The organism is Halomonas sp. OfavH-34-E (assembly GCF_024124525.1).
GTDB classification, from domain to species: Bacteria; Pseudomonadota; Gammaproteobacteria; order Pseudomonadales; family Halomonadaceae; genus Halomonas; species Halomonas litopenaei.
The window spans coordinates 53945-80419 of sequence record NZ_JAMXRY010000018.1; the positions used below are offsets into that span (position 1 = coordinate 53945).

Genomic DNA, 26475 nt, shown 5'->3' on the forward strand with positions numbered 1-26475 from the left:
CGGCGTCCATCGCGGACACCGTGGCACCCCGGATCAGTCGTTATTGTCGGTATTGCTGTCGTCGGCCGCGCTGTCGTCGCCCGGTTCGGCGCTGCCACCCTCGGCGGCGTCATCTGCCGAGTTCTCGACGGCGTCCTCACTACCTTCTTCGCCCTCGGCATCGAGCTCGTCGTCGCCTTCAAGCTCCTGGATACGCACGGTCTTGACCAGCGCCTCGGCCTCGCCGAGGCGGATCAGGGTGACGCCCTGGGTGTTGCGCGAACTGATCGAGACTTCCTCGACCCGGGTGCGCACCAGGGTGCCGCGATCGGTGATCAGCATCATCTCATCGCTGGAACAGACCTGCATCGCCGCCACCATGGCGCCATTGCGGGCGCTGGTCTGCATCGCGATCACGCCCTGGCCGCCACGACCACGCAGCGGGAACTCCTCGAGACGGGTACGCTTGCCGTAGCCGTTTTCGCTGCCGGTGAGGATATAGATCTGGCCGTCGTCACCGCTGGCGTCGACATCACCGGCCTCGCCATGCTCACCGCCCTCGGCGTCGGCATCGATCTCGAGACTCTGCGGGATGATCAGGCTGATCACCTCGGCGCCATCGAGCAGTCGCATGCCACGCACACCGCGCGCGGTGCGGCCCATGGCACGGACCTGGGACTCCTCGAAGCGGATCGCCTTGCCGTTGGACGACAGCAGCATGGCGTGGTCGCTGCCGGAGGTAATGGCGGCGCCCACCAGGCGATCGCCCTCCTCCAGGTCGATGGCGATCAGGCCAACGCTGCGCGGACGCGAGAACTGCTCAAGGCTGGTGCGCTTGACCGTGCCCCGGGCGGTGGCAAAGAAGATGTAGCAGTCCGGATCATAGTCCTTGACCGGCATGATGGCGTTGATCGACTCGCCTTCTTCCAGCGGCAGCAGGTTGACCAGCGGCTTGCCGCGGGACCCGCGACTGGCCGCAGGCATCTCGTAGACCTTGAGCCAGTAGACCTTGCCGCGATTGGAGAACAGCAGCACGGTGTCGTGGGTCGAGGCCACCAGCAGGTGCTCGATGACGTCCTCGTCCTTCATCGCGGTGGCCGACTTGCCACGACCACCACGACGCTGGGCCTGATAGTCCGACAACGGCTGGGTCTTGGCGTAACCGGAACGGGACACCGTGACCACCATGTCTTCCTCGGCGATCAGGTCCTCGATGGACAGGTCCAGGTGGCTTGCCTGAATGTCGGTACGACGCTCGTCGGCGAACTGATCGCGCACCGCGATCAGCTCTTCGCGAATCACCTCGAGCAGGCGATCGGCGGAGGCCAGGATGGCCATCAGCTCGGCGATCTTCTCGAGGATCGACAGATACTCGTCGAGCAGCTTCTCGGTCTCGAGGCCGGTCAGGCGGTGCAGGCGCAGCTCGAGGATGGCCTGGGCCTGGGCCGGCGACAGACGGTACTCGCCTCCGGCCTGGTCCAGACCAAAGCCTTCTTCCAGGTCTTCGGGCTTGCACGAGGTGGCGCCGGCGCGCTCCAGCATGCCGGTGACCTGGCCGGGCTGCCAGGACTTGGCCAACAGCTTTTCCTTGGCTTCGGCAGCATTCGGCGAGGCCTTGATCAGCTCGATCACCTCGTCGATGTTGGAGATCGCCACCGCCAGGCCTTCGAGGATGTGGCCGCGCTCACGCGCCTTCTTCAGTTCGAACAGGGTGCGCCGGGTGACCACCTCGCGACGGTGGCGAATGAAGGCCTCGAGCACCTGCTTGAGGTTCATGGTCTTCGGCTCGCCGTCCTCCAGCGCCACCATATTGATGCCGAAGACATTCTGCAGCTGGGTCTGGGCGAACAGGTTGTTCACCACCACCTCGCCACTCTCGCCGCGCTTGACCTCGATCACCACCCGCAGACCGTCCTTGTCGGACTCGTCGCGCAACTCGGCGATTCCCTCGATCTTCTTGTCCTTGACCAGCTCGGCGATCTTCTCGATCAGCCGCGCCTTGTTCACCTGGTAAGGCAGCTCGGTGACGATGATGTGGTCACGGCCGGACTTGTCGTCGTGTTCGATGGTGTGCTTGGCGCGAATGTAGATGCGCCCGCGGCCGGTACGATAGGCCTCGAGGATGCCCGCGCGGCCGTTGATGATACCGCCGGTGGGGAAGTCGGGCCCCGGCACATGCTCCATCAGATCATCGACGCTCAGGGTGTAGTCGTCGACTAGCGCCAGGCAGGCGTTGATGATCTCGTTCATGTTGTGGGGCGGGATATTGGTCGCCATGCCCACGGCGATGCCCGAGGAGCCGTTGACCAGCAGGTTCGGCACCTTGGTCGGCAGCACGTCGGGGATCCGCTCGGTACCGTCGTAGTTGTCGACCCAGTCGACAGTATCCTTCTCGAGATCGGCCAGCAGCTCGTGGGCCAGGCGCGCCATGCGCACCTCGGTGTAACGCATGGCGGCGGCGTTGTCGCCGTCGATGGAGCCGAAGTTGCCCTGGCCATCGACCAGCACGTGGCGCATCGAGAAGTCCTGGGCCATACGCACGATGGTGTCGTACACCGCACTGTCGCCGTGGGGGTGGTACTTACCGATCACGTCACCCACCACACGGGCGGACTTCTTGTATGGCTTGTTCCAGTCGTTACCCAGCTCGTGCATCGCAAACAGCACACGCCGATGAACCGGCTTCAGGCCATCGCGCACGTCCGGCAGCGCTCGGCCGATGATCACGCTCATCGCGTAATCGAGGTACGACTGCTTCAGCTCGTCCTCGATATTGACTGGCAGAATCTCTCTGGCGATGTCACCCATGGGTCGTCAAGTCCTTTGCACAGCAACAGGTAGGCGCGTCACGCAGCCGTGACAAGGCGCACAAATACAGCGACCTAGCATACCACCCTTGGGGCCTTCCGCGCAGCGTCTGTCGTTGTGTGCGGCGCCTTGACCGCTGCCGTCATGACACCACCAGCGGCGCCAGGGCATCACGCAGCTCACCCTCGATCGCCACCGCACTGTTGCTGGCCACGTCCAGCAGCACGAAGGTCAGCTCGGCGCGAGCCACCAGGGCACCATCGCGGCGGCGCAGGATCTCGTGGCGCATCCTGGCGCTGCGCCCGCCCAGGGCCGACAGACGGGTGGAAATGTCCAGCTCGTCACCGGCCACCGCCGCCTGGCGATAGTCGATATTGAGATTGACCGCGACGAAGGCGACATCTCCCTTTCCCAAGCGAGACATCAGCGCCGGATGCTTGTCGAAATAGTCCCAGCGCCCTTCCTCCATGAACTCCAGGTAACGGGCGTGATTGACGTGGCCATAACCGTCAAGGTGGTAGCCACGAACCTTCAGCGAAGTGGTGCTGATAGCGTCTTCCATGTCATTGCTCCTCATTTAAACTACTGTTTGATTCTGACCTCGAGCGGGCAAAGTGGCAACACTGTCACCAAAGAGGGACGGGCGCGGGCGACGCAGCCTGCTAGGCTTGGCCGCAACCCTGTTCAATCGACCATTGCGATGGCTGGCAACTGGCACCCGAAGGGACCATTCGCCATAATGTGCCTCCTTTTTGACCCGAGAATTGCTCCATGTGGTTCAAGCACTTGCACCTCTACCGTCTGCACGACGCCAGCACCCTGGACAGCGAGCAGCTGGAGACGGCCCTCGCCGAACAGGCTTTCCGCCCGCTCGGTGGCACCGAAGCCCGCCGCATCGGCTGGACGACGCCTGCCGGACGGGGTAGCGATCGCTATCTCCACGAGCTGCAGGGCCAGCGCCTGATGACCGCCCTGCGCCAGGAGCGCATCCTGCCCGCTTCGGTGGTCCGCGAAGAAGTCGACGAGCGCGTCGAGGTCATCGAGACCCAGGAAAGCCGCAAGCTACGCCGCCAGGAAAAGCAGGCAATCAAGGAGCAGGTCTACGAGGAACTGTTGCCCAGGGCCTTCGTACGCAGCCAGAAGACTGACCTCTGGTGGGATACCCGGCGAAACTTGATCGCCGTCAACAGCTCCAGCCGAAAGCGCGCCGAAGAGCTGCTGGATCTGTTGCGCGAGTCCCTGGGAAGCCTCAAGGTAACGCCGCTCTCGGCCCAGACACTGCCGATTCGCGCCATGACCACCTGGCTCAACGACGCCTCCTCGCGCCCCGCCGACATGCTGCTCGGCGACCAGGTCGAACTCAAGGCCAAGGGCGACGATGGCGTGCTCAAGGCGCGCCAGGTGGACCTGGACGGCGACGACATTCAGCAACTGCTCGAAAGCGGCCGACAGGCCAGCAAGCTGGCGCTGGGCATGGAGGGGCGCCTGCGTTTCGTGCTCCACGACGACCTGGCGGTCAAGTCACTGGCCTTCGATGACGCCCTGATCGACGAAGCCAACCAGGCAGATGACGGCGACGATGCCGTGCTGCGCATGGAAACCGACTTCATTCTGATGGCCCAGACCCTGGGTGAAAGCGTCGACCGCCTGATCGACTGGCTGGGCGGCGAAGCCCAGAGTTCTTCTGTTTCGGCTACTGACCTCACTGCGACGACACCATGACTTCGACATCCGATGCCCCGCAGGATCCCTGGCACGATATTCGCCCCTATCAGGACGACGAGGTGGCGACGACCCTGACTCGCCTGGCAGAGGACCCGGAGCTGTTGAGCGCCCTGACCCGCTACCGGCTGCCGCGCCTTTCCCGCATGATGCCCCGCCTGTCACGCACGCTGGCCAGCTGGGCGATCAAGCGCGAGACCCGCGACGTCACCAGCGTGACGGCGTTTCAGCAACGCATCGCGGCCTACATGCAGCGCATGCTGAAGACCTCCACCGACGACTTTCGCGTCGACGGCCTCGATCGTCTGGCCCCCGATACCGCCTACCTGTTTATCGGCAACCATCGCGATATCTCGCTGGATCCGGCCTTCGTCAACTATGCGCTGTACCTCGCCGGCCGCAACACCGTGCGCATTGCCATCGGTGACAACCTGCTCAAGAAGCCCTACGTCACCGATCTGATGCGGCTCAACAAGAGCTTCATCGTGCCGCGCAGTGCTCGCGGCAAGCGCGCCATGCTGCAGGCCTACCACAAGCTGTCGAGCTACATCCGCCACTCCATTCAGGACGACAATCACTCGATCTGGATGGCCCAGCGCGAAGGCCGGGCCAAGGACGGCATCGATCGTACCGACCCCGCGATCATCAAGATGATGACCATGGCCCACCGTGCCGACAACCGTCATGCGCCGCTCGGGGAAGGCATTGAAGCCCTGCGCCTGGTACCGGTATCGATCAGCTACGAGTACGATCCCTGCGACGTGCAGAAGGCCAGGGAGCTGAAAGCCGTCAGTGAAGACGGCAGCTACAACAAGAGCGAGTTCGAGGACATCAGCTCCATCGTCGCCGGCATCACCGGCCACAAGGGGCGTGTTCATCTGCGCTTCGGCACGCCGATCGATCGCAGCTTCGATACGCCGGAAGCGGTCGCTGCCGAGATCGACCGCCAGGTGCTGAGCGGCTATCACCTCTTTCCCAGCCACCATCTGGCGCTGGAGGCCCTGGGCAGCCATCCTGAGCTGGTAGACCTGTCCGAGGTGTCAGAGGCCGACCGCGATCGGTTCGCGCAACGGCTTTCCGAAGTCCCGGAAGACCTCAGATCCTGGTGGCTGGCCCAGTACGCCAACCCTGTCATCAACTGCGCGCGGAGCGAGCCTTCGTCGTGAGCCAGAAAAGCCAGCCGGGGCGCTCCAGACACGCCTTTGCCTGGACGGCCCAGGGCGTCACCCTGATCGGCGCCGGCGTGGACCTTGTCGTCGGCGTGCTCAAACTGGTGACCGGTGTGATCGTCGGGTCGGCCGCCCTGATTGCCGACGGCATCCACTCCTTTTCGGATATCGTCACCGACGCCTTCGTGCTGGCGGCCACCCACTACGGCCGCCAGGAACCCGACCGCGACCATCCCTACGGCCACGGCCGAATCGAGACCCTGGCGACACTGTGGCTCGGCAGTGTGCTGATCTTCGTCGCTGGTGCCATCGCCTGGTCGAGTGTCGAGCGCCTGCTCGATCGGTCTTCGAGCGCCGCACCCGGCCTCGTTGCCATCGCCGTGGCCGTAGTCTCGCTGCTGGCCAAAGAGGCGATCTACCACTACACCTTGCGCGCCGCCCGCCGCTTCGACTCACCGCTGCTCGAGGCCAACGCCTGGCACTCGCGTACCGATGCCATGTCCACCCTGGTGGTGCTGGTCGGCCTGGTGGCGGGGCAGTTCGGCGTCGGCTGGATGGACGCGGTGGCCGCCATCGTGGTCGGTCTGATGGTGGGTTGGGTCGGCGGACGGCTGATGTGGCAGTCTTCGCGGGAGCTGATCGACACCGCCCTGCCGGTCGAAGAGCAGCGTGCGATGCGCCGACTGGCGGAGTCGGTCCCGGGCGTCAAGAGCGTGCACGATCTGCGCACCCGCCAGCTCGGAAGCGACGTCGTGCTCGATCTGCATATCGTGGTCGCTCCCAGGGTCACGGTGTCCGAAGCCCACGAGATCGGTAATGCGGTCAGTCGACAACTACGCGAAGCGCACACCCGCCTGAAGGATGTCACCTTCCACATCGACCCCGAGGACGACGAAGGACAGACCGAACACAGCCTGCGCCCGGGCTTGCCGCTGCGCGAGGAGATCGAGCAACTGCTGGATGAACGCTGGTCGCATCAGCGTGCCTGGCAACACCGTACGGCGCTGAATCTGCACTATTTGGATGACCGCATCGACATTTCGTTGTACGTTGACTCTGATATCCATCATGGGGATCTCGATGACTTGGCTCATCAATTGTGCCGAGACCTCGACACCCTGCCCTGGGTAGGCCAACTGAAGCTGTGGCAAGGGCCCGGCAAGGCCTGACCTCCGCCCGGCTTGGAACTCGCCATGAGCCCAGATGCCGTCTTGTCTCGCCCGTCTCGCCGCCGCCCCCCTTCCTGGCTCGCCTGGGGGTCTGCGAGCCTGTTGGGCGCCTTCCTGGTGCTGGCACCTGCACCGGTGGACGCGACGCTCGACCATGCGCGAATGCGCGCGGCCATGAGCGCCGAGTACGGCAGTCAGGGGGTAAGAGCCCTGGACGAATGGCTCAACCTGATCAATCGCCTGAGAGGCGCCGACCTTCGTACTCAGCTTCGCGACGTCAACGACTTCTTCAATCGCAAGATGCAGTGGCTCGAGGATCGCACCATCTGGCGCCAGAGCGACTACTGGGCTACTCCCATCGAATCGCTGGGACGCGGCGCAGGCGACTGCGAAGATTACTCCATCGCCAAATACGTGACCCTCAAGGAGCTCGGCATTCCCATCAGCAAGTTGCGCATGATCTATGTGCGTGCTCGACTGGGACGTAGCCAGATCACCCAGGCCCATATGGTGCTCGGCTACTACGAGACGCCAGGCGCCGAGCCCCTGATTCTCGACAACATTGCCGCCGGCATTTCCCGTGCCAGCCTGCGCACCGATCTGGACCCGCTATTCAGCTTCAACAGCAGTGGCCTGTGGGCGGGTGGCACCACCCAATCGCGGGCGGATCCTCTGGCGCGCCTGTCGCGCTGGCGAAACGCGCTGGATCGCATGCGCCAACAGGGAATCCAGTGACATCATGCCAATCCTTCATCTAGAGACGCCGCCATGTCGTTGATCAAACAACTCTGGCTCGCCATCATTGCCATCCTGCTGATTGCCCTGATCGGCAGTCTGGTGGTGGCCGTATCGGGCAGCCGCGCCTACATCGAACAGGAAATACTGATCAAGAACGCGGACAACGCCAATGCCCTGGCGCTGAGCATGAGCCAGATGCCTGACAAGGATGAAGTGACGCTGGAGCTTTTGATCTCGGCGCAGTTCGACACCGGCCACTACCGCAAGATCCAGCTGCTGGACACCCAGGACAGACCGATCATTCGTCGCGTCTCTTCAGCCCCCGAGGATACCGGCGTGCCGGGATGGTTCCGTGAGCTGGTCGCCTTCGAGGTCCCCGCCGGCACTGCGGTCATCCAGGATGGCTGGCAGCAGCTTGGCACCTTGCAACTCGAAAGCGCACATGGCTTCGCCTACCAGTCGCTGTGGCAGAGCACCCTGCGCATGGCCGCCTGGTTCGTGGCAGCAGGTGCCCTCAGCCTGCTGATTGCCTACCTGCTGGTGCGCCAGATCCGCACCCCGCTGAAGACCCTGACGCGCCAGGCCAACGATATCGGCCAGCGTCGCTTCACCGTCGCCCCGCTGCCCCGCACACTGGAACTGCGCGAAGTGTCCGACGCCATGAACCGGCTGTCGGAAAGCGTGCGCGAGATGCTCCAGCGCGAGAGCGAGCAGATCGACCGGCTTCGCCGCCAGTTGCTGCATGACACGGTGACCGGGGCCTTGACCCGGGAAGCCTTTATCGACCGCCTCAACTACAGCCTCGAGCAACAGGGTGAATCCAGCTACGGCGTGGTGGCGATGATCCGCGCCACCGACCTGGCCGCACTCAACGAACGTCGCGGCCACTTGCACACCAACGGCGTGCTCAGCGACCTTTGCCAACGCCTGACCGCCATCGCCGAGGCCCATGGCGAAGGCTATGTGGGTCGCCTCAACGGCAGTGACTTCGCCCTGATGCTGTGCGGCAACGTCGACGAAAGCTGGGCCCGCGAACGGCTGGACGACAATCTGTCGACCCTGGCCGAACAGAACGCACCGGTTCTGCGGCTCCCCGCTGCCCTGGCGGTCTACCACCACGGCCAGGAGCGCACCACCCTGATGGCCGCACTGGATGGCGCCCTGTCGTTGGCCGAGAGCCGTCCTGGACAGGCGATCGAGTCCTGCCACAACGTGGAACAGGAGACGCTCTACCGTAGCCGCGCCGAGTGGCGCTCATCGCTGGTCGAGGCGATGGAGCACGGCGTGCTGCTGGGGCAGTATCCGGTGCTGGATCGGCGCGGACAGTTGCTGCATCACGAGGCCCCTGCACGGCTAAACATCAAGGGCGAATGGCGTCAGGCGGGTGTCTTCATGCCCTGGATCGCCCGTCTGCGCCTCCACGACAGCCTGGATATCAAGGTGATCGATGCCGCCCTCGACACCATCCATCACCACCGGCAGCCGCTGGGCATCAACCTGTCCCATGCAGCGATTACCCAGCCGAATGTCGTGATCGCCCTGCAACAACGCCTCAGCGCCCGCCCGGACTCGGCCCCCTTCCTGTGGATCGAGGTGCCGGAGTCGATCGCCCGAAGCGATCTCGAGAGCTTCCGATATCTGTGTCAGTCGCTGGCCCCCTTCGGCTGTCATCTGGGCATGGAACACGTCGGTGCGGCCTTCCGCCAGCTGGGAGATCTGCAGGATCTTGGGCTGTCCTACATCAAGATCGACGCCACCCTGTGTCGTGGCGTGTCGGAGCGGCCGGAGCAGCAGACCATTCTCAGGGGCATGGCGACCCTGTGCCATTCGCTGGCGATCCAGGCCATCGCCGAGGGCATCGACGAGGATCGCGATATCGACACCCTGTTCGAGCTGGGCCTGGACGGTGTCACCGGCCCTGCTGTGTCCGCCAGGATGGAAACCGACAGGCACTCGTGAGCGTCGATGACATGAGGGGTACACAACAAAGGGCCACCCGAAGGTGGCCCTTTGTCTTGCCCAAGTCGACGCATGCGACTTGAGAGGTGCAGATGCTCAGCGCTTAGATGAGGGGGTCGTCGTCCCCTACCAGATCCACATCATTGTAGCGACGACGCAATGACTGGCGGTCCATGATCTTGCGGCGGGCCGCGTCAGGCAGATCGGTGAAGCTGATCACGCCCTTGTCCATCAGCAGATCAAGCACGTCCTCGAGCACCCGCACAAAGGCCAGGTCGGAGGCATGGAACTGGGACTGTTCGTTGCGCTCGTTACCGTCTGACAGGAAGAACAACAGCTCCTGATCATCCGGCGCCATGAATTCGTCGCAGGTCGCTGTAGGCTCCCGGCTGACACAGACAAGCTTTCCTTCCCCGTCACGCTGGACGTACATGTCACGTTCTCCGCAATCTTTGTTGGTCGAGCATATATCAAGTTTCCCTTGATCAGTAGCCCTCGGCGTTTACCGCCGAGGGCCTTGCCCGTTTCGCGCTATACGTCTGGACCGAGCGCTTGCCTACACATCCAGCTGGCCCTGGTTGAGCAACTGCGTCAGGAAATCATCGGGGCTTGGGGCCGCGTTGGCCACGCCTTCCAGGGTAATGACCTGATCAGCGTTGCCATTGTCGTCCGCCAGATTTCCGTCACTCTTGACGTACAGCACAATATCATCCCCTTCCTGTTCGGCGTGGATATAGTCATTCAGTGACTGCTGGTCGTCGTCCTTGTCGTAGCCTTGCAGCAACTCGCTGAGATCCAGCACATCGGCCTCTGGGTCCTGGCTGGCGTCGACACCGGCAGGCGCGACGTGGAAGTCGGTGATGACGTCGTCGGCGGGATCTCCGACCACTCCCTCATCACCCAGCACCCAGGCGAAGGTATCCGCACCGAGTCCTCCGGCCAGGGTGTCGTCGCCGGCACCACCGAGCAGCAGGTCATCGCCTTCCTCACCATATAGCGTGTCGCTACCACCGCCGCCGATCAGGGTGTCGTCACCGTCACCGCCCTTGAGGGTGTCGGCGCCGCCATCCTTGCGCTCGGTGTCCAGGAGTTCGCGATAATGATCACGAATATAGTTCAGCACCTCATCCTTGCCAGGCGCCTCACCCGAAGGCTTTCCGGCAATAGGCGGCTCACCGGTTTCAGCCAGGCTGCCGTCATCCTGCAGGCGCACATCCGAAGTCCCCCATGTCAGGAACTCGTAGAGGCCCTGGTAGCCAAGACCGTCATGCTCACCGGCGTCGAAGCGCTCACCGGTATCGCCATTGACCCAGCTCAAATGGTCACTATTGACGGTATCTCCGAATATCAGGTCATCACGAGAAGTCCCGTCGATGGTGTCACTTCCCAGCGTCTGGAGACCGGTAAAGGTATCACTGCCATCCAGCACCGCGTTCAGCTCATCGGCCGAATTGACGATATTGACTTCGCCCTTCTTGGCCTCGCTGGTTCCAAGGTTGACGTAAATGTCGGAAATAGCGAGTGCAGTATTGGAGACATCAGCATTGGTCACGCCAAACTCGAGGCGGTAAGTCCCGGCCTCCTTGAGCAAGGAAGTCCCTTCCAGCGCCCAGTTAGATGTGCTTGAGGCAAGCGTTTCTGTTTCCACATCGACCCAGTCGCCGGAGCCATCAAGACGCTGCAGCGTAAAGCGCGCACTCTCACCGGCACGGTAGGTGGAGTTGGCATAGACAAACTGAATCTGGGCGTAGTTGCTGAATCCATCGAGGACAAAACTATCGCTCGTTGCCACTGCTTCGCCAGGTACGCTCCCCGTTTCCAGACGAAGATAGTCCACCCTGCCGGAAGTCGCCTCGCTGAGATTACCAGTCGCGACCCCGGAGTACGTCCAGGAATCTTCGACGTCATCGAGAAGATGAGACGCCTTGCCATCGGGGCTATCGAAGTCCGCCAGGCGATACTGGAGTGCCACCTCTCCGGACACCACCGGGATGTCGCTTTGCTCAACCACATTGGTGTTGTCAAACAGCCTCAACAACTCTTCATTGATGCCATTGCCAATGCCGATCGCCTTGACCTGGCTGATATCGGACAGACCTTCGTAGGCCTCCAGAGCACGGGTCACGTCTATTTGGTTAGTGGTCCCTCCCGAACTGGTACTTGTCCCATAGACGGTAGGATTGCCATCGGTCACGAAGTAGCTGACATTCTCATAGTCATTGTCCTGATTGAGGAACCAGCTACGTGTGGCGTCGAATGCCACCTCGTAATTGGTGGCACCAGTGGCGTTAAGATCATTGACGTAGTCGATCAGTTGCTGAACCTCATTGGGGTTCAGTCCGAGATCGTTGACATCTTCCAGGTCGGCATCAAACGCAAAGGGAATGATCGCAATATTGACAACCCCTTCGTACTCGGCCAACTGATTGATCAGTCTTTCGATGGCCTCCTTGGCCACCGAAATGCGCGTGCTTCCGTCCTCCACCTTGCCTGACTTCATGCTTCCGGAGACATCCAGCATGATCGCGACGTTATAGTTGGTCGCCGGCTCTATCTCCGTGTAGATACCGCCCTTGTCACCAACGATCACATCGTCACCGGAAGACCCGGTATGAGTATCACCGTCGTTGGTACCGACAAAGAGCTGCGACGGAGGCGCTCCCGAGACAACGAGGGAGCCCGCGACGCTGTCGCCATCACCATCGGTGCCGGTCAAGGCAAGCTCAACATCGAAGCCCGAGCTGCTGTCACCGAGACGATAGTCCATATCACCCAGGGTAAAGGGCGTATTGCTACCGCCCACCACCTCGATACCCTCAAACCCGCCATCCGGACTGAGTTCAAACGACCATCCATCCTTCATGCCATCCAGGATCAGGCGGCCTGCCCCGTCGACGCTGATGGATACCGCGTTGGTAACATCGGTGCCGGTCTGATCGAGAATGCGGACATCATCGGCCGTCAGACGAATATCGTTGTCTACCGTCTGGCTGGGAGATCCAGAACCCGGAACATCACTTGCGTAGTTGAAAGCAGCTACCGTCACTACGGCAGAGGCATCAACACCCTCCACATGGATGGTCTGGGTTACCTCGGACACCCCTTCATGCCCCTGCCAGCTTGGCTCTCCGGTACCGGAAAAGGTCAGGCTGTCGAGGAAGCTGATGCGGATGACCTCGTTAAGCTCGATACCGGGACTTGCACCACCGAAGACGCCGAGTGTGCCGTCCAGCGGCACCATGCCAACGCCATTGGGCGTCGAGTAGAGAACGTCGTTGTCACCCTCATCGTCCTGGTAGTTAATACCGTGGTACTGCACGACACCATCGAGACTCAGATCCGAAATATCGGCGCGCTCGACTCGAGTAGTGCTGACCTCGCCAGCGGCAACCTCGATGCTGTAGCTGTCGCCTGCCGGGTCCAGCGTTACGCTGAAGCCGACGGTGCCATCTGCGGTCACCGCCTCAAGTTGGTGGCCATCGCCAGACAACTGGTAGCTCAGCGGCTCGCCATTGAAATACAGCGTATTGCCATCGCTATCCGTCGCAGCCTGCCCCTGCTGGTCGGCAAAGGTCACGTCCTTGACGCCATCGGCCCCGGAGACAGCCGCAAAGTTCAACTGTCCGCTCTGGCCGCCGGCTAGATCGACAGAATCGGCCGTGAAGGCCTCCGGGCTGTCGTCGTTGACTAGCACCTGCAACTGACCACTGGCCGGGCTGCCATCGGAATCGACGATGGTGTAGCCGACATTGAACGTCAGAGAGTCCTCCGTACCCTGCTCACCATGGTCCAGCGGCTGGTGCAGTGTCACCTTGTAGGCGCCGTTCGCCACCCCGGTCAGGGCAACGGTCAACACCAGTGCGTTGGAGGCGTCACGCCCCGTGACCGTGCGGCCGTCGTCGCTCAACGTGTAGGACACCGCCTGGCCACTGGCCGTTACCGTGGGCAGACCATCAAGACTCCAGCTGAAGGCGTTTGAGCTCGCCGCCCCATCGTTGCCAAAGGAATAGCCAAGTGTCCCGGTGACGACGGTCGCCTCACCAGCCGCATCACCCGGGCCACCGGCATTGCCACCCGACAGGCCATCTTCGTCCACGCGAGCGACACCATTGGCGGCCTCCGGCGTGGAGTCAGCCGCCACATTGACAGTCAAGGTGGCGTTGCTGGTGTCGCCGTCGGCATCGACGATGGTGTAGTCGATGACCGCGGCGCCCTCGAAGCCCGCCGCCGGAGTGAAGGTCACCTCACCGCTGTCGCTATCGATGGTTACCCTGCCAGCACTCTCGTAGCCCGACGCCATGCTCGCCGACACCAGAGTGGCGCCATCGGCTCCGCCCTCGTCGTTGGCCAGTACGTCGACGGTGACCTCAGTGTCCTCGGCGGTGCTCACCGCATCATCGACCGCTGTTGGCACGTCATCGACAATATTGATGCTGATGCTGGCAGTCGAGCTATTGCCGTGGGCATCGGTCACGGTATAGCTGAACACGTCCTGGCCATTCAGGGTGTTCGGACCGTTATCCGCCTCGGCGCCGGTCACGGCGGTATCGAGGGTATAGGTGTAGGACCCATTCTCCTCGATGACCAGAGTGCCGTAGCTGCCGCGCAGGGTCGTGGCGGTGAACGTCAGTGCGTCGCCCTGGGCATCGCTTGCCTGAAGCTGGCCTTCCGCCACTTCGCTATTGCTGGCGGCATCGCTGCCCGTGACAAGCCCGGCCTCGCTGACGGTAGCCGCGGTGGCATTGGCCGTAGGCGAGCCGTCATTCACCACAAACTTGATGTTGGCCTGGCTGGTATCACCGTCGGCGTCCCTGATGGTGTAGCGCACTACCTCTTCATAACTGCCATTGGCGTCGGCGGTGTAGGTGTAACTGCCGTCGGCGTTCCAGCTGAGCTGACCACGCATCCCGCTGGTATCGACGGAGATGACCGTGGCCCCGTCCGCACCCTGGACGTCATTGGCCAGCATTCCATTGCCCGCTGTGGTGGTCAACGAGGTACCGGACTGCAGCGCGGCGGGGGTGTCATTGACGGCCTGAGGCACGTCATCGATGACATCGACGGTAATGGTGCCGGTGGCAGAATTGCCGTGGCTGTCGGTCACCGTATAGACAAAGCTCTCGGCGTCATCGACGGGGTTATCCGACGAGTTGACCGGTTTAGTCAGGGTGTAGGTGAAAGAACCATCGGCGCGGATGTCGATCTCGCCATAGCTGCCCTTGATGGTCTCCGCCTTGAAGGTCAAGTCGTCGCCCTGGGCATCGGTCGCCACCAATTGCCCTTGCACTTGCTCTGAATTGGTCGCCGACTGGGAACCCTCGTCAAGCCCGGCCTCGTTGACCTGCACGTTGGTCGGCTGGGTCGTCGGCGTACCGTTTTCGACATTGATGGTCAGGGTGGCCTGACTGGTATCACCGTCGGCGTCGGTAATGGTGTAGTTGACCACCTCGGTGTAGCTGGCGTTGTCCTTGGCCGTATAGTCAAAGCTGCCATCGGCGTTCCACGTCAGGGAACCCTGCAGAGAAGACTCGTCGACGAAGGTCACGGTGGCGCCGTCGGCGCCCTGGGTGTCATTGGCCAGCAGACCAACATCGGCACCCTTGCTGATCACCTGCGAAGACTGCACGCCATCGAGCTGATCATTCACCGCCTCCGGCGCGTCATCGACCACCGAAACCTTGACGGTAGCCGTCGCACTATCCCCATCAGCCTGGCTCGCCACCACACTCACGCCCTCGATAGACAGTGAGTTCTTCAGCGTCGCTGCCACCTCATGGGGCAGACTGTCACTCAGCGTGGCTGTGACACTGACATTGCCACTGTTCTGAGCCGCCACCGAGGCCGGCGCCTGCAGGCTCATGGTCAGCACCAGGTCGTCGCTGCCGGCGAGTCGAGCCTCCAGTTCACCCTCGTCGTTTGCGCTCCAGACCAAGGACTCACCAGCCGCCAGACCCTGGACGCTGATGCCGGTGACGCTGTCATCGGCACCGATATTGCCAAAGCCGAAGTTCACCAAGCTGTCGCTACCCGCGTTAAACGTCAGCACGCCTCTGTCCTGATCCGCAGAGACTCCGGTATCGGCGTCCTGCAGCGTCAGATCCAGCGCCTCGGTAGTAGCATCATCGTCGCCTTCCTTGATGCTGACACTCGGGCCAGTGCCGTCGGTGATGGTGACGGTGTGGCTATCGGTGGCGGTATCGCCATCGCTGTCTTCGGTGGTGATGGTGAAGTCGATCGACGGGCTGTTGCCCTGGTCGAGGTTGTCCTTGGCCTCGAAGGTCCAGGTGCCGTCGCCAGTGACGGTCAGGGTGCCTTCATCAAGATTGAAGGTCACGGTATTGGTAGCACCGTCGCCCAGCGGCTTGGTTTCACCTGCCGCTGTCACACTGACGGTGGCGCCATCGGCACCGGCGTCGGTGGTCCAGGTGCCGTCTACACTCTCGCCTTCGACCACGCTGGCAGGCGCTTCGACGAACTCGATGGACGGGCTGTCATCGGCGATCGCGATGCTGAGGCTTCCGTTGGCCGCACTGCCGTCATCGTCGGTGACCACCAGGGCCACCGTCTCGGTGAAGCCGGCATCCGTGGCACCTGCCTGACTGTCGTTATCGACGCTGGTGTCCAGCGTGTAGCTGTAGCTCACGGTGCCGCCGGCTGCCGGGTTGGCACTATCCGACGGTGTAAAGCCGGTCAGGCTAAGGCTGCCGTATTCGGTATCGACCACCACCGGGCTATCGGCAGTCAGGTCCTGCAGATCGCCCAGGCTCAGCGACTGGTTGCCCACCTGCACGCTTTGCACGCCATCGGCGCTGGTAAAGGTGAAATTACCGGGCTTGGTCAGCGCGTCCTCGCTCGGGGCAGAACCTTGCTCCAGATTGGCTTCACTCACCGATACGTCACTGCCCCCGGTAGCCAGCCCCGAGAGGCTGACGCCGTCGTCGGTACCGGTCACGGTGATGGTCAGCGTCGCCGGTGAGGTGTCCCCGTCGGCGTCGGTCAGGGTGTAGGCAAAGGTCTCGATCAGCTCTTCCTCGCCGCTGAGCGCCTGCACCCGCGGATCGTCGTTGTCGAGCTGGTAGGTGTAGCTGCCGTCGCTGTTGAGCGTCAGGGTGCCGTAATTGCCTGCGCCCGTCGGTGCGTCCAGCGCTACGCTGGCCGGATCGGCATCGGTGGTGTCAGCACCGGTGGTGTCGTTGGCCAGCACATTGCCGGAAACAGAAGCGGTCTCCTCGGCAATGGTGTCGCTGTCGTCACGTGCCGTCGGCACATCGTCATTGACGTCGATGGTCAGGCGGGTCGAAGCCGTATCGCCATCGCTATCGGTAACGACAATGGCGAACTGATCCGCCAGGTCATCACTGCCGGTGCCCTGGCTGGTGTGGTCCTGGGTGCTGCCATCCAGGGTGTAGCTCCAGCTGTACTCGCCGTCAGAGACACTGACGCTCAGGGTGCCGTAGTCGCCTTCGACCGTGCCGCCGCCCGTCACGTTCTGGCCGTTGATCACCAGCGAGGCCAGGCTATCGCCCCCGGTGGTGATCGGCAGACTGCCATTGGTGCTCTGGCTGTCGTCGCCTGCCGCGCTACCGCCCGGCAGTCCGGCTTCGCTGACGCTGAACTGACCACCTTCGGCATCGGGCGATGCGTCCGGCACGCTGACGGTCGGCGTGGAGTCCGCCGCCACCGTCACGGTGAACACCGCGTCGCTGGTGTCGCCATCGGCATCGCGAATGGTGTAGTCGATGACCGCATCGCCCTCGAAGCCCGCCGCCGGGGTGAAGGTCACCTCACCGGTGTCGCTGTCGAAGGACACACTGCCCTGGCTCGGATTTCGCAGGGTGGCGTCGGTGACACTGGCACCGTCCGCGCCCTGGGTGTCGCTGGTACCGTCTGTATTGACCAGGACGTTGTAGGTGACCGCTGTGTCCTCGCCGGTCGTGGTGGCGTCATCCACGGCCACAGGTACATCGTCGTTGACGTCGATGGTCAGGCTGGTCGAAGCCGTATCGCCATCGCTATCGGTGACGACAATGGCGAACTGATCCGCCAGGTCATCACTGCCGGTGCCCTGGCTGGTGTGGTCCTGGGTGCTGCCATCCAGGGTGTAGCTCCAGCTGTACTCGCCGTCAGAGACACTGACGCTCAGGGTGCCGTAGTCGCCTTCGACCGTGCCGCCGCCCGTCACGTTCTGGCCGTTGATCACCAGCGAGGCCAGGCTATCGCCACCGGTGGTGATCGGCAGACTGCCATTGGTGCTCTGGCTATCGTCGCCCGCCGCGCTGCCGCCCGGCAGTCCGGCTTCGCTGACGCTGAACTGACCACCTTCGGCATCGGGCGAATCGTCCGGCACGCTGACGGTGGGCGTGGAGTCCGCCGCCACGGTGACGGTGAACACCGCGTCGCTGGTGTCGCCATCGGCATCGCGAATGGTGTAGTCGATGACCGCATCGCCCTCGAAGCCTGCCGCCGGGGTGAAGGTCACCTCACCGGTGTCGCTGTCGAAGGACACGCTGCCCTGGCTCGGATCACGCAGGGTGGCGTCGGTGACACTGGCACCGTCCGCACCCTGGGTGTCGCTGGTACCGTCTGCATTGACCAGCACGTTGTAGGTGACCGCTGTGTCCTCGCCGGTCGTGGTGGCGTCATCCACGGCCACAGGTACATCGTCGTTGACGTCGATGGTCAGGCTGGTCGAAGCCGTATCGCCATCGCTATCGGTGACGACAATGGCGAACTGATCCGCCAGATCATCACTGCCGGTGCCCTGGCTGGTGTGGTCCTGGGTGCTGCCATCCAGGGTGTAGCTCCAGCTGTACTCGCCGTCAGAGACACTGACGCTCAGGGTGCCGTAGTCGCCTTCGACCGTGCCGCCGCCCGTCACGTTCTGGCCGTTGATCACCAGCGAGGCCAGGCTATCGCCCCCGGTGGTGATCGGCAGACTGCCATTGGTGCTCTGGCTGTCGTCGCCTGCCGCGCTACCGCCCGGCAGTCCGGCTTCGCTGACGCTGAACTGACCACCTTCGGCATCGGGCGAATCGTCCGGCACGCTGACGGTGGGCGTGGAGTCCGCCGCCACGGTGACGGTGAACACCGCGTCGCTGGTGTCGCCATCGGCATCGCGAATGGTGTAGTCGATGACCGCATCGCCCTCGAAGCCCGCCGCCGGGGTGAAGGTCACCTCACCGGTGTCGCTGTCGAAGGACACACTGCCCTGGCTCGGATTTCGCAAGCTCGCGGCGGTGACACTGGCACCATCAGCGCCCTGAACATCGCTGGTGCCGTCGGAATTGACCAGCACGTTGTAGGTGACCGCTGTGTCCTCGCCGGTCGTGGTGGCATCATCCACCGCCTCGGGCGCATCGTCGAGAATCGCGATATCCAGAGTGCCACTGGTGGTACTGCCATCGCTATCGACAGCACTAATCTCGATGCTGTCGACCACGCCATCGTCGGTTGCTCCGTCGACGCTGTCGTTGTCGACGTTGTCGGTCAGATCGTAGGTGTAAGCAACGCTACCACCGGTGTCATCGCCGCTATAGCTTGTCAGCGTCAGGCTGCCCAGGGGCGTCTCGATGGTCAGCGGATTGCCGGACAGGCCATTAAGTCGATCCAAGCTGATCGGACCACTGCCGCCAACGGTAATGAACGACAGGCCATCGGGAGCGGATACACCAAAACTGCCACTCGCTGATGTCGCGGCGGTGCCTGATGCACTACCGCCAGGAAGTCCTGCCTCACTGACGGTCTGTTCGGCAGAGGAAAAGCCGATATCGGCGCTGCCTGCTGCTCCCGCAGGCCCATCGAGCCCCGTCAGGGTGACGGACTCGTCCTCATCGCCCGCGGTCCCGCCATCCTGCTCCTGAACGTCGTAGGCCTCGCGCTGATAGCCGTACTCGAACGACAGCGGCGACACTTCTTCGACGATACGCAAAAGACGCACGAAATCGTGCCCGCCCTCGACGCCGGCGCCCCCCGCGGAGCCAGCGGCAGGAGCTTCCAACGCCTCGAGCAGATCTCCTTCGCCCTCTTCGAGCAGCGCCAGGACCCTGGCGACCTCGGCGTCTTCTATCACCTCGTCATCGGCCGACCCTTGCTCGTTGATCGCCTCGCTAATCGCCACCTCAACCTCGCCGCCGAGCTGCGCCAGGCGGGTGCCATCGGGTTGCACGAGGTTCACTCGAGCGCCGGTTTCGGTGATCACCACCTCGCCCTCAGTCAGGCGGTCGCCCTCGGCCAGGGGCCTCAGATTGCCTTCCGCATCTCTGGCCCAGGCTTGGCCGGTAACTTGTACGACGATGGCGATGATCATAGGGGCGCGTCTCTCTTTTTTTGGATGACAGACCTAGGCCTTGTGAACAAAGGGATGACAAACCTAGTCCGGCAGCAACAAAACTGTGCTTATGCGCACATTACATGCATGGGGTATAGGTCAATACTGTACTAGAGGACAATGAACTACCTCTAATCCAATGGCCCAACTTTCCCATGCCTCTTCGCTACCCCTTTGATGCTTCACGTCAGTCCTTGTTGAGCCCTCCTCCAATACAGAGCCGCCTTCCATGGCATTCCCCTCGCCCGCACCTCGGCGCTGCCCAGGCGCCAGATACGAAAACGGCGCGCCCTTTTGGGGCGCGCCGTTTTCGTGGTCAACAAACCCTGAACCATATCATCAGGGGTAGCTAAAGCAGATTACCGTCCAGAACATCTCATCCAAGTATGAGGTTCGGGTACCAGGCCGCGGCTCGAGGGCGCCACGTCGGGTCATCGCATCAGGTCATCGCATCAGGTCTGTCAGTCCTGGCGCATCTTCCAGCCCAGGGTTTCACCGGCACGCAGCGGTACCAGCGTCTTGCCTTCGCCAAACGGCAGTTCTGCCGGTACCTGCCACTCGACCTTGTCCAGGGTGATCGAGTCGCTGTTGCGCGGCAGGCCATAGAAGTCTGGACCGTGGTGACTGGCGAACCCTTCCAGCCGATCCAGCGCGCCGGCCAGTTCAAAGGCGGTGGCGTACAGCTCGATGGCTGTCAGCGCGGTATAGGCGCCGGCACAGCCACAGTCACTTTCCTTGTCGTGACGGGCATGGGGCGCGCTGTCGGTGCCGAGGAAGAAGCTCTTGTCGCCCGAGGTCGCCGCCTCGATCAGCGCCTCCCGATGACGCTCGCGCTTGAGGATCGGCAGGCAGTAGTAGTGCGGGCGAATCCCGCCCACCAGCATGTGGTTGCGGTTGTAGAGCAGGTGATGAGCGGTGATGGTCGCGCCGATATTCGACGGCGACTCGGCCACGAAGCGCGCCGCGTCGGCGGTGGTAATATGCTCAAACACCACCTTGAGGTCAGGATGACGGGACAGCAGCGGCTTCATGACCCGCTCGATGAACACCGCCTCGCGATCGAAGATGTCGATCTCGTGATCGGTCACCTCGCCATGCACCAGCAACGGCATCCCCAGCCGTGCCATGGTGGCTACCGCTTCCTCGCAGTGACGCAGATCGGTCACACCTGAGTCGGAATTGGTGGTGGCCCCGGCCGGATACAGCTTGACCGCCTGCACCTTGCCGCTGCCCCAGGCCGTCTCGATGTCTTCCGAAGTGGTGCGATCGGTAAGATAGAGGGTCATCAGCGGTTCGAACTGGCTTTCCGCAGGCAAGGCAGCCAAGATGCGTTGGCGGTAGTCCAGTGCCTGGTCCAGATTGGTCACCGGCGGCTTGAGGTTCGGCATGATGATCGCACGGCCCATCTGGCGGGCGGTATCGGCCACCACGGAGGCCAGAGCGACGCCGTCGCGCAGGTGGAGGTGCCAGTCGTCGGGCCGGGTCAAGGTAATCGCAGTCACTTGTTATCCTGTCGTCGAGTGATCCATGGTCGGGCGCAGTATACCGTAAAGGGCAAGGTTTCATGGCCCAAACGGGGTGAGATTTCGCGTATCATTCGAGGGACATGCGCCCGGATCTGATCCGCACCGTCGAGGAGTCGCGGCACGTTACCATCGATGTCCGGGGCGATACGTTGTCAAGGCGCCGTCAACGAGCCGACGAGTCCCAGGGCCTCTGGCCGCGCGCAGACTTATTACAGAAACATCCTAGCGAGAGTTACATGCCCAAGGTTCGTCACTACGCCGACCTCGTCGCCACCCTGGCAGGCCTGATGTGGCTGATGCTTTACTGGTCGATCAGCGTGTCGCTGCATATCGGCAGCGCCGAGCCGGCCCTGGCCGCCCTGCTGCTGCTCGGCAGCATGATCCTGGTGAGCTTCGTTCACCGCCCGGTTCGGGTGATGCTGGGCCGCTACCACGTCCGCAAGCGGCGCACGGAGATGTGGATGCACATCCTGGCGCTGCCGCTGAACCTGGCGTTTCTGCTGGCCATCGGCATCGACCATCTGATTACACCGATGAGCGGCGCCCAGAAGATGCTGCTGTTCAATGTACTGGCGACGGCCAGCTGGCTGGTGTTCCTGGTGACGCTGCTGATCAAGCTGCTGGCACGCGCCCTGGCCGATCGCCGCGGGTCATCCGGCGCCGAGCCTGCTCTTTCGACCAATGGCTCGACCAATAGCGCGAACGCTACCTTGAACGATACCTCGAACGACGATAACTCAGCCTCCGGCCTTCACCGTCGTGACGCCGACGAGGCCTGATAAAGGCCTCAGATCATGACGGGGCCGATGTCTGGTCACCGACTGGCCCCAGCCTGACCAGCCCCGCCGCCGCCGACAACGGCGCTTGCACGCAGCTTGCCCGCCGCTTCCCCACCTCTTTCGCCCTCGCTGACTGCCACGCCAGACCGCCCCTTGCAGAGGCGGCATGGCCCCGGACTACCAGCATGGGACGGCGCTAACGCACTTCCGGCATGGGCCGGCGCCAGCGCGGGATCAGAAGCGGTCCACTCTGAACGGCGCCATGTCGATGTCCGGCTGCTCGCCATCGATGACCTGCGCCAGCAGCTTGCCGGTCACCGGGCCCAGGGTGAAGCCCTGATGACCGTGGCCACAGGCCAGCCACAAGCCTGACTGCCCGGGTACGCCACCGATTACCGGCTTCATGTCCGGGGTACAGGGTCTGGCCCCTTTCCATGGCGTGGGCTCGAGACGCTGCCCCAGCGGAAACAGCTTGCGCGCCTGCTGCTCCGCCGCCTCCAGCTGTTCCAGGTGGGCCGGCGCATCAAGACGCTCGAGCTCGGCCCCCGTGGTCAGGCGAATCCCGCTACTCATGGGCGCCAGCAGATAGCCTACCTCGGCGTCCATCACCCAGTGGGTCAGCCTGGCGTCATCCGACTGACCATAGTGCATATGGTAGCCACGCTTGACGAACAGCGGGATCGACAGACCCAGGGCCTTCATCCAGTCCTGTGACCAGGGACCCAACGCCATCACCAGCCCATCTGCCTCCAGGGTGTCGCCCGAAGTGTCGATGCGCCAGGTATCGCCCTGCCGGCGCACATCGGTGACGTCCGCCTGGATGATCTCACCGCCGTCATCGGAAAATGACTTGGCGTAGGCGGCCACCAGATCACCCGGATTTGCCACCGTCCAGGGATCGAGCCAGTGGATCGCCCCGGCAAGTCCGGGTTCCAGGCCCGGCTCAAGGCGCGCCAGCGCCTCGCTGTCGAGGTAGTCGAAGCGGATGCCGAAGCGCTTGGCATCCAACTCGGCCTGGGCCGCTCGCTCGCCCAGCGCCTTGCTGCTGCGATAGACCTCGAGCCAGCCCTGGCGACGTACCAGCGCGTCGGCACCGGAAGCCTCGATCATCGCCGAGTGGGCCTCCAGGCAGCCGCCTATCAGCGAGGCGTACTCCGGCACGATCTGTTCGTAGCGGGCGGGCGCCGAGTTCTTCCAGTACTTGAGCAGCGTCCCGGCGCTTGCGAACATCGCGCCCGGACGATAGCGAATGTCGATCTGACGATTGGGTACCACCCGCAACAAGGTCGCCAGATCGCGCGGGAAGGCATAGGGACGCACCGCCTCGCGCTGGATGATGCCGGCGTTGCCGTAGGAGGTCTCGCGACCGGGCTCACGGCGGTCGACAAGTGTGACCTGGTGGCCACGGCGCCTCAGATGCCACGCCACCGACACACCGACCATGCCGGCTCCCACTACCACCATCTTGCGCGACATCATTTCCTCCTTGTCCTGTAACGCCTGCTAACGTCTGATGACGTGTGATTACCTGGACATGCCGCCCGTCGCCAGTAAAACCATGGCAGCCACGGCGTCATATGCAGAAAAACTTATTGTAGCGTCAAGACTTTCGCTACACACCCTCGGCGCGATTCTGTTCGACGATGCGGGTGCGCACGAAGTCCGAGTGGCTGACGTGCAACAGCTCCGCCAGGGCGCGGATACGGTGTTCCTCCAGGGCATCCTTCTCGCCGTCGGCAAACGCCAGCGCCCACATCTGCTGTACCAGCGCGACCCGATCCTGGTAGCCGGTGCGGTCACGCAACTCACGCACGAAGCGGTGATGATCCACCGCACCCTCGGCCTCTTCCCGAGCCAGTGTCATCAGCTCGTCCAGTGCTTCGTCCTCGAGTTCAAACTGTTCCTTGAGCTGGCTGCGCATCAGATGGATCTCGCTGTCATCCAGGCGGTAGTCCGCACGAATCACCTCGCACAGCAACACCGCCGTGGCCAGTGACAGGTCCACCCTGGACGACGCATCCTCTTGCTGCGCCACATCATTGATCCAACGCTTCAGGGACGCCATCATCGTCATCGTGTTTTCCTCGTTGTTGCGCCTTCCAGGAGGCACATGAACCGCCCGTGACGGCGCCCCCTGCTTCGCCCTCGACATTCATGGGCTCATTCGGAATACCACCATGCCTCATCCGCTGCTGATCGTCTCCCTCGCCGCTCTGATCGGTGCCGTCATCGCCGGCGTCGGCGCGTACAAGGTCCGCGACGTCAACCGCTGGCCGACCACCGAGGCCACCGTGACCCACGCCGAGGTCCGGCTGGCGGAAGCCCAGCGCCATCAGCGCGAGCGAGACGATCAGCAAAGGCGTCACCTGGCATTGCTGCGCTTCGACGCCACCATCGACGGTCGGCGTATTCAATCCGACAACACGGGATTCGATGGCGTTCCCTCCTTCACCCGACAGGAAGATGCCGATGCCTACATCGCCGACTACCCCGTAGGCAGCGTCGTGCGCGTGCGCTACTCACCGCGCAAGCCTGAGCTGATGCATCTGGGCAACGCCTCTCTGCCCTGGGGCCGCATCGGCCTGGCGGGTTTCCTGCTGGCGGCAAGCCTCGGCGCCTTTGCCCTGTTCTCGTTCAAGACCTGAATCACGCCGCACGCCCACTCGCTGTCGCCAGCCTCCCGTACAACCTGGCGTTGAAACATGGATGTGTAATGCAGACTACAATCGTCCCGACAGCCTGATATCGCCCCCTCCTGGATTGATGGAAAGCCACGATGACGTCCGCAGATTCATGCTCTACACCGAAGGGCGAGGCCCGCCGCCAGCGGCTGCTGGCCGCCGCCCGCGAGGTATTCCTGGACAAGGGCTACGCCGGCGCCAGCGTCAATGACATCGTCGCCCGCGCGGGCGGCTCGCTAAGCACCCTCTACAAGCTGTTCGGCAACAAGGAGGGGCTGTTCACCGCGGCCCTGGAAGCCCAGGCCTCCAGTGTCTGGTGTCGACTGGGACAGGCCGGCGAGCGACCGCCGCAAGAGGTGCTGGAGGAGCTTGCCCGAGACCTGATCGACCTGGCGCTGCCAAACGCCAACATTCGCCTGATTCGTGGCATCGCCGCCGAGGCCGAGCGTGCCCCGGAGCTGGGAGCACTGTTTCTCGATCACGGCCCGGATCGTACCCGCCGTGAACTGGCCGACTACCTGCGCGACCAGCATGCCCGCGGCAAGCTGGTGGTAAAGGACCCGCGCACCTCGGCCGGCTTGTTTACCGGCATGGTGCTCGGGGAATGGATGCTCGATTCGCTGGTCGGGCGCCCACCCTCGCTGACACTGGAGGCGAGAGACCACCGCGCACGCTACGCGACCGAGCTTTTTCTGGCGGGGCATGCACCGACTTGAAGATAGGGCTGACTCCTTGCCCCACCCCGCTTCGGGCACCTCTTCTAGCGGGCTCCCTACAAGAAAACTTGCCTAGATGTCAGGCCCGTAGTCACCCTCTTTAAAGATGCGCCACTCCTCGGCGCGACGCCGCTCCAGTCCTGGCATCACCTCGCCGCCAGCGTACTTCCAGGCAAGCCACGCCTGTTCAAGCGTCGCGTAGGGGGTCACGGTACGGGAATCACACAGCATGGCCACCAGTGAAGAGTTCGAAAATGCCGCCAGTCCGATATTGAAGGCCAGCAACACCAGGGCATCGAACTGGTGCTGACGAAGACCTCGCGCGCCCACCCAGGGACGACAGGCCTCGAGGCGATCGAGCACCCCAAGCTCCACGTGCCGCAGGTCCTGGCGCAACAGTGACTCCGCCCAGTTCCTGTCGATGCCGTTGGCAAACCGCGGCCACTGCTGTCGAATGATCAGATGGCCCACACCGATCGTCGCCCCCTTCTGCCAGTGGTGGATGGGCGCTCCACTCAGGTCGAGATAGGGCATCAGCCGGCAGCCCTCGGCGTTGATCAACCATCGCCGCCCTCTCGGGCTCAGGCGACCGGGCGGAGGCCTGACCTCCGCGTCGATCGCATCGTAGAGCGAAACCGGTCTCGGCCCTGTACGCCTTGTTCCGCTGGCTGCGGGACTCTCCTCGGGGTCATCCTTCCCGCCCACTTGTGTTGCCATGCCACCCTCCGTGCCAATTGACGCGGGCTCTGCATGAAAGGTCGACATTCCTGAGCCCGCTCGTGCAGCACCCGCCGCTCCACTCCATGGAACAACGCTTTTAGAGTGGCAGCCTGCTGACGGCAAAACCCCGACTCAGGACAACAGAAACCGAGTCGTTCGGCGGTCACAGACGAAAGTGCTCG

At 63.1% G+C, this 26475-nt stretch carries 16 protein-coding genes; 8 read left to right on the forward strand and 8 right to left on the reverse strand.

Annotated features, from left to right (window positions below; translation table 11 throughout):
• Positions 1 to 33 precede the first annotated feature (33 nt).
• The gene (gene gyrA / locus NH448_RS09890) at positions 34 to 2787 is read right to left on the reverse strand and encodes a DNA gyrase subunit A (protein WP_253028714.1); all 2754 of its coding nucleotides are present in this window, start codon (positions 2785 to 2787) and stop codon (positions 34 to 36) included.
• A 142-nt stretch (positions 2788 to 2929) separates the two neighbouring features.
• Positions 2930 to 3349 carry a thioesterase family protein gene (locus NH448_RS09895; protein WP_253028715.1) on the reverse strand — a complete coding sequence of 140 codons (420 nt, stop codon included), beginning with the start codon at positions 3347 to 3349 and terminating at the stop codon, positions 2930 to 2932.
• 209 nt (positions 3350 to 3558) lie between these two features.
• Between NH448_RS09895 and NH448_RS09900 the strand changes: the two genes are divergently transcribed.
• Genes NH448_RS09900 through NH448_RS09920 form a run of 5 tightly spaced genes read left to right on the forward strand, consistent with a single transcriptional unit; the run spans position 3559 to position 9544 of the window.
• Entirely contained in the window at positions 3559 to 4509 is a 951-nt protein-coding gene (locus NH448_RS09900; protein WP_108133792.1) for a recombination-associated protein RdgC, read from the forward strand.
• Entirely contained in the window at positions 4506 to 5675 is a 1170-nt protein-coding gene (locus NH448_RS09905) for a 1-acyl-sn-glycerol-3-phosphate acyltransferase (protein WP_253028716.1), read from the forward strand. Before NH448_RS09900 ends, NH448_RS09905 begins: the two co-directional genes overlap by 4 nt.
• Positions 5672 to 6847 (forward strand): cation diffusion facilitator family transporter, encoded by a 1176-nt coding sequence (locus tag NH448_RS09910; protein ID WP_108133790.1) that lies wholly within the window; start codon positions 5672 to 5674, stop codon positions 6845 to 6847. The genes NH448_RS09905 and NH448_RS09910 overlap by 4 nt, the downstream gene beginning before the upstream one ends.
• A gap of 24 nt (positions 6848 to 6871) precedes the next feature.
• Positions 6872 to 7582, forward strand: coding sequence for a transglutaminase-like cysteine peptidase (locus tag NH448_RS09915; RefSeq protein ID WP_253028717.1), 711 nt, complete (start codon positions 6872 to 6874; stop codon positions 7580 to 7582).
• A 33-nt stretch (positions 7583 to 7615) separates the two neighbouring features.
• Positions 7616 to 9544: a LapD/MoxY N-terminal periplasmic domain-containing protein gene (locus NH448_RS09920; RefSeq protein WP_253028718.1), complete on the forward strand. Its 1929-nt coding sequence runs from the start codon at positions 7616 to 7618 to the stop codon at positions 9542 to 9544.
• A 103-nt stretch (positions 9545 to 9647) separates the two neighbouring features.
• Here the strand turns inward: NH448_RS09920 and NH448_RS09925 are convergent, their stop codons facing one another.
• The 3 genes from NH448_RS09925 to pyrC form a co-directional block, all read right to left on the reverse strand.
• Positions 9648 to 9977: a hypothetical protein gene (locus NH448_RS09925; protein ID WP_045994806.1), complete on the reverse strand. Its 330-nt coding sequence runs from the start codon at positions 9975 to 9977 to the stop codon at positions 9648 to 9650.
• Positions 9978 to 10100: 123 nt separating this feature from the next.
• Complete coding sequence (locus NH448_RS09930) at positions 10101 to 19850, reverse strand: retention module-containing protein (protein ID WP_253028719.1); 9750 nt, start codon at positions 19848 to 19850, stop codon at positions 10101 to 10103.
• A 482-nt stretch (positions 19851 to 20332) separates the two neighbouring features.
• Positions 20333 to 21373, reverse strand: coding sequence for a dihydroorotase (gene pyrC / locus NH448_RS09935; RefSeq protein WP_253028720.1), 1041 nt, complete (start codon positions 21371 to 21373; stop codon positions 20333 to 20335).
• Positions 21374 to 21633: 260 nt separating this feature from the next.
• On the opposite strand from pyrC, the gene NH448_RS09940 reads away from it, so the two are divergent.
• The gene (locus NH448_RS09940; protein ID WP_366077976.1) at positions 21634 to 22176 is read left to right on the forward strand and encodes a hypothetical protein; all 543 of its coding nucleotides are present in this window, start codon (positions 21634 to 21636) and stop codon (positions 22174 to 22176) included.
• 234 nt (positions 22177 to 22410) lie between these two features.
• On the opposite strand, the gene NH448_RS09945 is transcribed toward NH448_RS09940, so the two are convergent.
• Both NH448_RS09945 and NH448_RS09950 read right to left on the reverse strand, forming a co-directional pair.
• Entirely contained in the window at positions 22411 to 23652 is a 1242-nt protein-coding gene (locus NH448_RS09945; protein WP_253028721.1) for an FAD-dependent oxidoreductase, read from the reverse strand.
• Positions 23653 to 23788: 136 nt separating this feature from the next.
• Positions 23789 to 24250 (reverse strand): TerB family tellurite resistance protein, encoded by a 462-nt coding sequence (locus tag NH448_RS09950; protein WP_253028722.1) that lies wholly within the window; start codon positions 24248 to 24250, stop codon positions 23789 to 23791.
• 103 nt (positions 24251 to 24353) lie between these two features.
• Between NH448_RS09950 and NH448_RS09955 the strand changes: the two genes are divergently transcribed.
• Together NH448_RS09955 and NH448_RS09960 are read left to right on the forward strand one after the other, a co-directional pair.
• Entirely contained in the window at positions 24354 to 24821 is a 468-nt protein-coding gene (locus NH448_RS09955) for a DUF3592 domain-containing protein (protein ID WP_253028723.1), read from the forward strand.
• A 131-nt stretch (positions 24822 to 24952) separates the two neighbouring features.
• Positions 24953 to 25573 (forward strand): TetR/AcrR family transcriptional regulator, encoded by a 621-nt coding sequence (locus tag NH448_RS09960; RefSeq protein WP_045993008.1) that lies wholly within the window; start codon positions 24953 to 24955, stop codon positions 25571 to 25573.
• A gap of 72 nt (positions 25574 to 25645) precedes the next feature.
• Here NH448_RS09960 and NH448_RS09965 read toward each other — a convergent pair whose 3' ends face one another.
• Positions 25646 to 26134, reverse strand: coding sequence for a lysozyme (locus tag NH448_RS09965; protein WP_052704367.1), 489 nt, complete (start codon positions 26132 to 26134; stop codon positions 25646 to 25648).
• Positions 26135 to 26475: the final 341 nt, after the last annotated feature.

What these genes read in the sequence shown, in the direction of transcription:
- NH448_RS09915 (WP_253028717.1), top strand. Translation starts at nt 6,872, where the DNA reads ATGAGCCCAGATGCCGTCTTGTCTCGCCCGTCTCGCCGCCGCCCCCCT.
- NH448_RS09900 (WP_108133792.1), top strand. Translation starts at nt 3,559, where the DNA reads ATGTGGTTCAAGCACTTGCACCTCTACCGTCTGCACGACGCCAGCACC.
- NH448_RS09945 (WP_253028721.1), bottom strand. Translation starts at nt 23,652, where the DNA reads ATGTCGCGCAAGATGGTGGTAGTGGGAGCCGGCATGGTCGGTGTGTCG.
- gyrA (WP_253028714.1), bottom strand. Translation starts at nt 2,787, where the DNA reads ATGGGTGACATCGCCAGAGAGATTCTGCCAGTCAATATCGAGGACGAG.
- NH448_RS09940 (WP_366077976.1), top strand. Translation starts at nt 21,634, where the DNA reads ATGCCCAAGGTTCGTCACTACGCCGACCTCGTCGCCACCCTGGCAGGC.
- NH448_RS09905 (WP_253028716.1), top strand. Translation starts at nt 4,506, where the DNA reads ATGACTTCGACATCCGATGCCCCGCAGGATCCCTGGCACGATATTCGC.
- NH448_RS09955 (WP_253028723.1), top strand. Translation starts at nt 24,354, where the DNA reads ATGCCTCATCCGCTGCTGATCGTCTCCCTCGCCGCTCTGATCGGTGCC.
- NH448_RS09960 (WP_045993008.1), top strand. Translation starts at nt 24,953, where the DNA reads ATGACGTCCGCAGATTCATGCTCTACACCGAAGGGCGAGGCCCGCCGC.
- NH448_RS09930 (WP_253028719.1), bottom strand. Translation starts at nt 19,850, where the DNA reads ATGATCATCGCCATCGTCGTACAAGTTACCGGCCAAGCCTGGGCCAGA.
- NH448_RS09950 (WP_253028722.1), bottom strand. Translation starts at nt 24,250, where the DNA reads ATGACGATGATGGCGTCCCTGAAGCGTTGGATCAATGATGTGGCGCAG.
- NH448_RS09925 (WP_045994806.1), bottom strand. Translation starts at nt 9,977, where the DNA reads ATGTACGTCCAGCGTGACGGGGAAGGAAAGCTTGTCTGTGTCAGCCGG.
- NH448_RS09920 (WP_253028718.1), top strand. Translation starts at nt 7,616, where the DNA reads ATGTCGTTGATCAAACAACTCTGGCTCGCCATCATTGCCATCCTGCTG.
- NH448_RS09895 (WP_253028715.1), bottom strand. Translation starts at nt 3,349, where the DNA reads ATGGAAGACGCTATCAGCACCACTTCGCTGAAGGTTCGTGGCTACCAC.